The sequence below is a fragment of the Synechococcus sp. RC10B2 genome (assembly GCF_047502635.1).
The window spans coordinates 119,694-127,347 of record NZ_JANSHO010000012.1; the positions used below are offsets into that span (position 1 = coordinate 119,694).

The following is a 7,654-nucleotide window of genomic DNA, read 5'->3' on the forward strand; positions in this document are numbered from 1 at the left end:
CCCCCTACAAATTCTGCAAGTACTGGCAAATGTCGGCTAGGATGCGCTCCAGCTCCTCTAGGCCCTGGGAAGCCCTGGCCCATTCTGGTGCAGCACTGTCCAGGGATCCCTGCTGGGCCAGTTGCACCCCCAGGTGCTCGAGCTCGCGGGCTGCTTGAGAAAAGGCATGGGCCCCCACGTTAGCGCTGGCTCCCTTGAGGCGGTGGGCAATTTTCCTCAAGTCTTCAGCATTACCCGCTGCAACGGCTTGGCGCAGCCGCGGCAACTGGTTCTGGCAATCCTGGACGAACACCTGCAGCAGCTCCCGCTGAAACTGGCTGTCGCCGCCCGTAACCCGCTCCAAGCAAGCCGAGTCGATGGGATAGGGCAGCGTGGGATCAGAGTTGCCGCTGGCACCCTTAGGAGAAGGCGGAGCGGGCGAAGCCACCTCGGAGGTAGGCCCATTGGCTGCTCCTAGTGCGGAGGAGGCGATCTTGCGGCTCCAGTAGTTGATCACTCTCTCCAAATCCTCCTTTAGCACCGGCTTACTGAGATAGTCGTCCATCCCTGCTTGCAGGCAGCGCTCCCGATCCTCGTGCATAGCGTTGGCCGTGATGGCAATCACCACGGTGTGGTGGCCAGATCCCTGCTCCCGCTGGCGCAGACGGCGCGTGGCCTCGTAGCCATCCATTACTGGCATTTGGCAATCCATGAAAACGAGGTCGTACTTGACTTGCTCCAGCAGATCCAACACTTCTTGGCCGTTGGCCACCACATCCGCCAAGTAGCCCAAGCTCTGGAGCTGGCGCAGGGCCACCTTCTGGTTGACGGGGTTGTCTTCTGCTAGCAGGATGCGCAGGGATTGCTGGGGACGGCTGGGTGAGGGCGCACTTTGAGAAGCGGCAGTGCTCATGGATAGCAGCGAAGTGGCCAGGCCGGAGGATTTGCCCAGCGCCATGACCAGCGCTTCCTGCAGACGGCTTTGTTTTACCGGCTTAACCAAGTAGGCGGCAAAGCCGATTTCGGCAGCGCGGCGGGAGTGCTCCCCCAGTCCCAGTGAAGTCATCATCACCAGTTGCGTCTGGGACAGTTCCGGATCCGCCTTGATCCAGCGGCCCAGGGTCTCCCCATCCACCTCCGGCATCTGCATGTCCAAAACCGCCAAGGGGAAAGGGATCCCTTCCCGCGCAGCCTGGCGCAGCTTGTCCAGAGCTTGATAGGCGTTCTCGGCCTCTTCCACCACCATGCCCCAAGCGGTGGCCTGGTAGCGGACAATCTTGCGGTTGGTGGCGTTGTCATCGACTACCAACAGCCGCTTGCCCTGGAGATCGACAGGGATGCGGGCGGGCTGCTGGGAGATCTGTCGGGCGTAGGGCTGTCTTTCCAGGGTGAGTTCGAGGCTGAAGGTGCTGCCGCGGCCCTCCTCGCTCTCCAGGAAGATCCGACCTCCCATCAGCTCTGTCAGTTGCTTGCAAATGGCCAGGCCCAGCCCTGTGCCCCCGTATTTGCGGGTGGTGGAAGCATCCACCTGGGTAAAGGGCTGAAATAGCTTGGTTTGAGCATCCTTGGGGATCCCGATCCCTGTATCCCTGACCGAGAGCCGCAGTTGGACGTGGGTGGCTGTTTTTTGCAGCAGCTCGGCCTGGATGACCACCTCCCCTTGGTGGGTGAACTTGATGGCGTTGCTGACCAAATTGTTGAGGATTTGGCGCAGCCGCGACGCATCCCCCCGCAGATAGTGGGGCACTTCCGGCGGCACGAGCACCGCCAGCTCCAGGCCCTTGGCATGGGCAGTGGGGGCAAACAGATCCGCCACCTCTTCCAGACACGAGCGGAGATCGAAATCCAGGATCTCCAGCTCCATTTCCCCGGCCTCCAATTTGGAGAAGTCCAGGATGTCGTTGATGAGGGTGAGCAGCGCATCGCCGCTGACGCGGATGGTCTCTACAAAGTCCCGCTGTTCTGCATTGAGGGGGGTCTCCAGCAGCAGGCCCGTCATCCCCAACACCGCGTTCATGGGGGTGCGGATCTCGTGGCTCATGGTGGCCAAGAAGCCGCTTTTGGCCTGGGCAGCTTGCTCTGCCGCTTTGCGGGCTTGTTCCAGCTCGAGGCTGCGCTTTCTCTCCCGCTCCAAAAGGGCTGCTTGGGTGAGGGCAATGCCGATTTGGTTGGCCAGTTGCGATAGCAGCTCAATCTCAAACGGCTGCCACTGGCGGGGTGCCGAGCACTGGTGAGCCAGCAACAGCCCCCACAGCCGCTGCTCCATCAATAGGGGCACCACCAGGTTGGCCTTGACCTGCATTTTTCGCAGCAGCTCCAGGTAACAGGGCTCCAGCCCTTCGGTCTCCACGTTGCTGACGGCGCAAACCCGGCCCTGGCTGTAGAGCTGGGCGTACTTTTCCTGAAAACAGGGATCCTCGATCACCTCTCCCATCAAGGAGGGGATCCCCGGCTGAGTTTTCTCGTTGGAGATGATCCCGGAGCCATCCGGCTGGAAGCGGTAGACCAAGACTCGGTCGGCTTTGAGCAGGGCTTGGATCTCCGTCACTGCCGTTTCCAGGATCTCGGCAATATCCAAAGATTGGCGGATCTTTAAGCTAAGATCGGCCAGGAGTTGAGCCCGCCGGCTCTGGCGCTCCAGCTCTTCGGCAGCTTTTTTGCGCTCGGTGATGTTGCGGAAGATGCCCCGCGTGGAGACCATCACCCCATCTTCAAAGCGGCAGTTGACATTGCCCTCCACCCAGACCGTTTCCCCGTTAGCAGTTACAAAGGCCGTCTCGACGTTTTCCAATAGCTCTCCTGCCATGAGCTTTTGAAAAAGCATCTGGCAGTGTTGCCGATAGTCGGGGTGGATGATGTCGAAAACCCTCATTTGCTGGATTTGAGTTTCGTCGTAGCCCAGGGTTTCTTTCCAGGCGCGGTTGACATACAAAAAGCGCCCTTCGGCATCCACGCTTTGGATGAGGTCGCTAGCATTTTCAAAGAGATCCCGGTAGCGCTCTTCGCTTTCTTTGAGGGCCAGCTCCGCCAGCTTGCGGTCGGTGATGTCGAGACCGGTGCCTATGACAAACTCCACCTTGCCATCGGCGCTGACCAGGGCAGTGTTGGTCCAAGCAATCAGCCGCAAGGCCCCCTGCTTGGTGCGCCAGAAGTTTTCATGGCGGTTCAAGAATAGGGAGGGATTGCCCCTGAGCTGTTCAAAAGCTTGCTTCACACCAGGCACATCTTCCGGCGGGATCAAACCCAAATCCCACAGCAGCCGGTTCTTAACTTCTGCCAGCGAGTAGCCAGAGAGCTGCTCAGCAGCGCGGTTAAAGCGCAGGATGCGCCCTTCCGGATCCATGACCACCACCAGCGCCCCTGCCGTATCGATAACCGCGTTGGTAAAATCTCGCTCTTGCTTGAGGGATCGTTCTGCCTCTTCTCGCTCGGCAGTCTCCCGGCGGATGAGGAAGTAAACGGCGCTCAGAACCAGGTAAGTGAAAATCAGCCCCCCCAGGGCAACAAGATTGGTTCTCACCCAGGTTAACTGCAGTTCCTGATTGCGTTGCTCCAGAAGGCGATTCTCCTCCTGCTGCAGCACCCGAATCAACTCGACAATTTGCTCCGTTAACCTTGGCCCTTCGCTGCTTTCTAGAGCTTCCTGAACGGCAGGTAGCCCCTCTTGCTCCCTCAGCCGGATCAAATCCTGGAAAACCCTCAGCCGTTGCTCCAGCAGCAGCTCTAGGCGCTCCAGGCGCTCTTGCTGCAGGGGGTTGTCAGCAGTGAGCTCTTTCAACAAGCGCAGATGGGTGGAGGTGGCTTCAAGGCTGGCTTGGTACTCACTGAGATAGCGAGGATTATTGGTCAGAAGATAACCATATTGACCGGCCTCGGCGGCTCCGGTTTCCGCCAACAATCCCTCCAAGCTTTGGATTGCTTTCAGAGTGTGGGCCACTCGGCTTGTCAGTTGCGGCAGTTGAGAGGCATTCCGCTGAGCTGAGTAGGTGATCCCGCCCAGAAGCAAGGCAGCTAGGCCAAAACCGGCCGTCACCTTGAGGAGAAAGCGGTTTTTGCGGGCAGGTTTAGTATCCCCCGACTTAGGCAGCAGAGGCGTCTGAGCCAGTTCCCTCAAGCTACGGCGCAGCTCCAACTGAGCTACTACCTGATGGGCCAGAGCCTTGAGCTGCTCCAATTGCTCCGGGCTAAGCTGCCGAGGCTGATAATCGATAACGCAAAGCGTGCCTAAGGCTTGCCCTTCTGGAGTTACCAGAGGGATGCCAGCATAGAAGCGGATGTGGGGCTCTTGGGTAACAAGCGGGTTGTCGGCAAAGCGCGGATCCTGAGTGGCATCCGGCACCACCAGCGGCTCTTGGGGAGACAAGATGGCGTGGGCGCAGAAGGCCACATCCCGGGGAGTCTCCTGCACATCGACGCCGAATTTGGCTTTAAACCACTGGCGGTGTTCGTCGATAAGGCTGACCAGAGCAATGGGCGTGCCGCAGATGTAGGCGGCAAGGCGGACGATCTCGTCAAAGGCAGTTTCAGGTGCCGTATCGAGAATCTGATACTGCCGCAGGGCAGCCAGCCGCTCTTTTTCGTTGGGAGGGAGGGGGGCTTTGGGCATAGGCCAGGAAGGGATCCCGATCCACCGATCTCGGAGGTCGATAGTCTCAAGGTAAAAGAGGTAACCCCAGCATAACCTCCAAGCCTCTCTACCGGAAGCTACAGGGATCCGATCCCCAAGCCCACTTCCTGCTGGATGAGCTGTCTGCATTCTCGCCCTGCTCAGCAGCTCCGTCAGACGAGGCAAAATTACAGGCCCAGACCTGACCTATCCAGATCCGCTGTAGGCAGAAGAGAAAAAAGCTGGTCGGATCTCAGTCTCGACATTCGTACTGGTGTCAAAGCCAGGGAAGATTGATACAATAAACTCCAATCTATGGTGTTAGTTAAGATGACCAGGCTATTTCCTATCGTTCGTATGGGAACTTCAGGTTGAAACTTTTTAACAAAGGGCCTAGCATGATACCACAAGCTCGGCAAAAGGAGAATAGCTTTAGCTATGCAAAAGCTCCAAGATAGCCTGGTAGAGGCCTTGAGCATTGATGGTGCCTTGGGGGTAGCACTGGGGGATTGGAAAACCGGGATGTGCCTGGGATACAAGGGTACCAACAGCCCTGCCTTTCCCGAAGCTAATCTAGAGCTGGCTGTTGCCGGAAACACAGAGGTGATCCGCGCTAAGATGCGAGTTGCGGAGTCCCTTGGATTCACTGGAAGAGATACTTATCATTCTGGAGACTCAGTACCACCTGATGTATCTACTCAGGGATATACCTGGCTTGTTTTTCTATCTGGCCCTGGATCGAGAGAAAGGAAACCTGGCCCTTGCCCGTATTAAGCTGGCTCAAATTGAAAAGAAGCTGACTCTGTAAGAGGAAGTAGAGGTGAAGCCAGAGATCTTAGCTGTACTTAGATGCGGAACCGGGGACTTGAACCCCGATGGCATTGCTGCCACTAGAACCTGAATCTAGCGCGTCTACCATTCCGCCAGTTCCGCAGCGATCTATAAGTCTGCCCAAGAAAAGGGATCCCTGTCAAGGGCAGAGGCAGGTTCTGCAAAGGGATCCTACTCTTATGCTAAGCTCGGCTGCGCACGCAATGGATCCAGAGCGCTAACTTTGGCGGCTTTTACTTTTGTTTGCGAGGGCACCTGCCCCAACACGCAGGCGCGGGCGGGATATTTCATCACCCCCCACGGCGAAATTCCCACCCCTTGCTTCATGCCGGTGGGAACTCTGGCCAACGTGAAGACCCTCACCCCGGCTCAGCTCAAGGAAACCGGTGCCCCCATCCTTCTCTGCAACACCTACCACCTCCACCTGCAGCCCGGCGAGAGCATCATCCAAGAAGCAGGGGGGCTACACCACTTTATGGGCTGGCCGGGCCCCATCCTCACGGATTCGGGCGGCTTTCAGGTCTTCAGCCTCAGCGCCATCCGCCAAATCGACGAGGAAGGGGTAACGTTTCGCTCGCCCCGCGATGGCCGTCTCATCCGTTTCACCCCGGAGCTGTCTATCCAGATCCAAAATGCCCTGGGGGCAGACATCATCATGGCCTTTGACGAGTGCCCGCCCTATCCTGCTAGCCCTGAGGCGGTGGCGGCAGCGGTGCGGCGGACTACTCAATGGCTGAAGCGCTGCGTGGAGGCCCACCGCCGCTCAGACCAGGCTTTGTTTGGCATTGTCCAGGGCGGGGTTTACCCGGAGCTGCGTCGGCAGGCAGCAGAAGAAGTCTGCCGGCTGGATCTGCCCGGCTATGCCATCGGCGGCGTCAGCGTGGGAGAGCCGGTGGAGCTGATGCACGCGGTGGTACGACAAACAGCTCCTCTGTTGCCGGCGGATCGCCCCCGTTATCTTATGGGGGTAGGCACCTATGCCGAGATGCGGGCGGCAGTGGCTGCCGGCGTGGACTTGTTTGACTGCGTCATTCCCACGCGCTATGCCCGCCACGGCACCGTGATCAGCCGCGGCCAACGCTGGAACATCAAGAACGCCGAACACCGCCGCAGCCTGGATCCCATCGATCCCGACTGCCCCTGCTACACCTGCCGCCACTTCAGCCGCGCCTATTTATGCCACCTCATCCGCGCCCAAGAGATCCTGGGCTACACCTTGCTTTCCATCCACAACATCACGGAGCTGATGCGCTACACCCAAAAGATGCGCCAGGCCATCCTGGAAGGCAAATTTCATGAGAACTGGGATCCGTGGCGCGAGGGCTGAGCCTCCTCGGAAAGCTTCGTCAATATCAGTAAATGTTCGTGGGTTAGGCTTCCTAATCGCTACAATGAGCGAAGAACCTAGTCTTAACCTCGGAGAGGAGCATGGCTATTCGCACCCTGCAAAGTGTAATTGAGCAGCATATTCCTGGGCTCCCTGGCCTCATCGCCGTCTTGGTAGGGCGGGTCACGGATGGCAAAACGGTAGCCAAAGTAACTTACGCCCGCGATGCCCAGGAAGAACAGGCGCTGTAACTTTTGGGCACCTACGCCAGCGATTTGCTCCAAGCCAACAACCGCCTTTGCCAAACGGTCAGCCCTGAGGAGGAGACGGATTACCTCACAACGGGCTCATCTCATGTGCGGGTGATCCTGAAGTCTTTCCCCAAAAGTCCCTACTTTGTTTTGTTTTTGACCCGCTCCATCACCGACCTCAAAGCAATTTCAGAGCGGATCAAAGCTATCCTCATCGACGGCAAACCGCTGCTGCCTCCTGTTCAAGACGGCACCCTATCCACTGCTCAGGCTTTGATTAGCTACGCCAAGCGCTACGCTCCGGATCCCAACTTTGTCATGCTGCGCTTGTCCCTAAAAACGGGCATTGACCGCATCCGCCTAGAAAAAGGCACCCTAAACCCCCAGGAGCTCCGCATTCTCCACAAAGCGGTATCTGAGGTATTGGGGGTAGAGCGCTTGCCTATTGCCTTGCCTAGCTAAAGGCTAAGGTTGTAGAAGTCGTCAACTGTTGCCCCTTCCTATCGCCTCGAGCTCAAGCCACCTATGTTGGAGCATCTACGCCTTGACCGCGAGCGCAAGCTCATTTCTCTCTTTGGCGAGCCGGTGATTTTCCACTGCCACCACTACAGCCTGTTAAGGGCTCAAGGGGTACAATAGCAGCACTTAGCAAACCAACTT

At 58.0% G+C, this 7,654-nt stretch carries 4 protein-coding genes and 1 tRNA gene; 3 read left to right on the plus strand and 2 right to left on the minus strand.

Annotated features, from left to right (window positions below; all coding sequences use genetic code 11):
• Positions 1–4: 4 nt before the first annotated feature.
• Together NW855_RS02450 and NW855_RS02455 are read right to left on the minus strand one after the other, a co-directional pair.
• Complete coding sequence (locus NW855_RS02450; protein WP_414508299.1) at positions 5–4,585, minus strand: GAF domain-containing protein; 4,581 nt, start codon at positions 4,583–4,585, stop codon at positions 5–7.
• A gap of 850 nt (positions 4,586–5,435) precedes the next feature.
• Positions 5,436–5,518 (minus strand) — tRNA-Leu (locus NW855_RS02455).
• 121 nt (positions 5,519–5,639) lie between these two features.
• Here NW855_RS02455 and tgt point away from each other — a divergent pair.
• From tgt to NW855_RS02470, 3 genes are all read left to right on the plus strand, one after another.
• Positions 5,640–6,743 carry a tRNA guanosine(34) transglycosylase Tgt gene (tgt, locus tag NW855_RS02460; RefSeq protein WP_414508300.1) on the plus strand — a complete coding sequence of 368 codons (1,104 nt, stop codon included), beginning with the start codon at positions 5,640–5,642 and terminating at the stop codon, positions 6,741–6,743.
• A gap of 101 nt (positions 6,744–6,844) precedes the next feature.
• Positions 6,845–6,994 (plus strand): hypothetical protein, encoded by a 150-nt coding sequence (locus NW855_RS02465; RefSeq protein ID WP_240527777.1) that lies wholly within the window; start codon positions 6,845–6,847, stop codon positions 6,992–6,994.
• Between the two features lie 3 nt (positions 6,995–6,997).
• On the plus strand, positions 6,998–7,456 hold the full coding sequence (locus NW855_RS02470; RefSeq protein ID WP_240527776.1) for a hypothetical protein: 459 nt from the start codon (positions 6,998–7,000) through the stop codon (positions 7,454–7,456).
• Positions 7,457–7,654: the final 198 nt, after the last annotated feature.

Coding starts and splice junctions, on each gene's coding strand:
- NW855_RS02450 (WP_414508299.1), bottom strand. CDS start 4,585: ATGCCCAAAGCCCCCCTCCCTCCCAACGAAAAAGAGCGGCTGGCTGCC.
- NW855_RS02465 (WP_240527777.1), top strand. CDS start 6,845: ATGGCTATTCGCACCCTGCAAAGTGTAATTGAGCAGCATATTCCTGGG.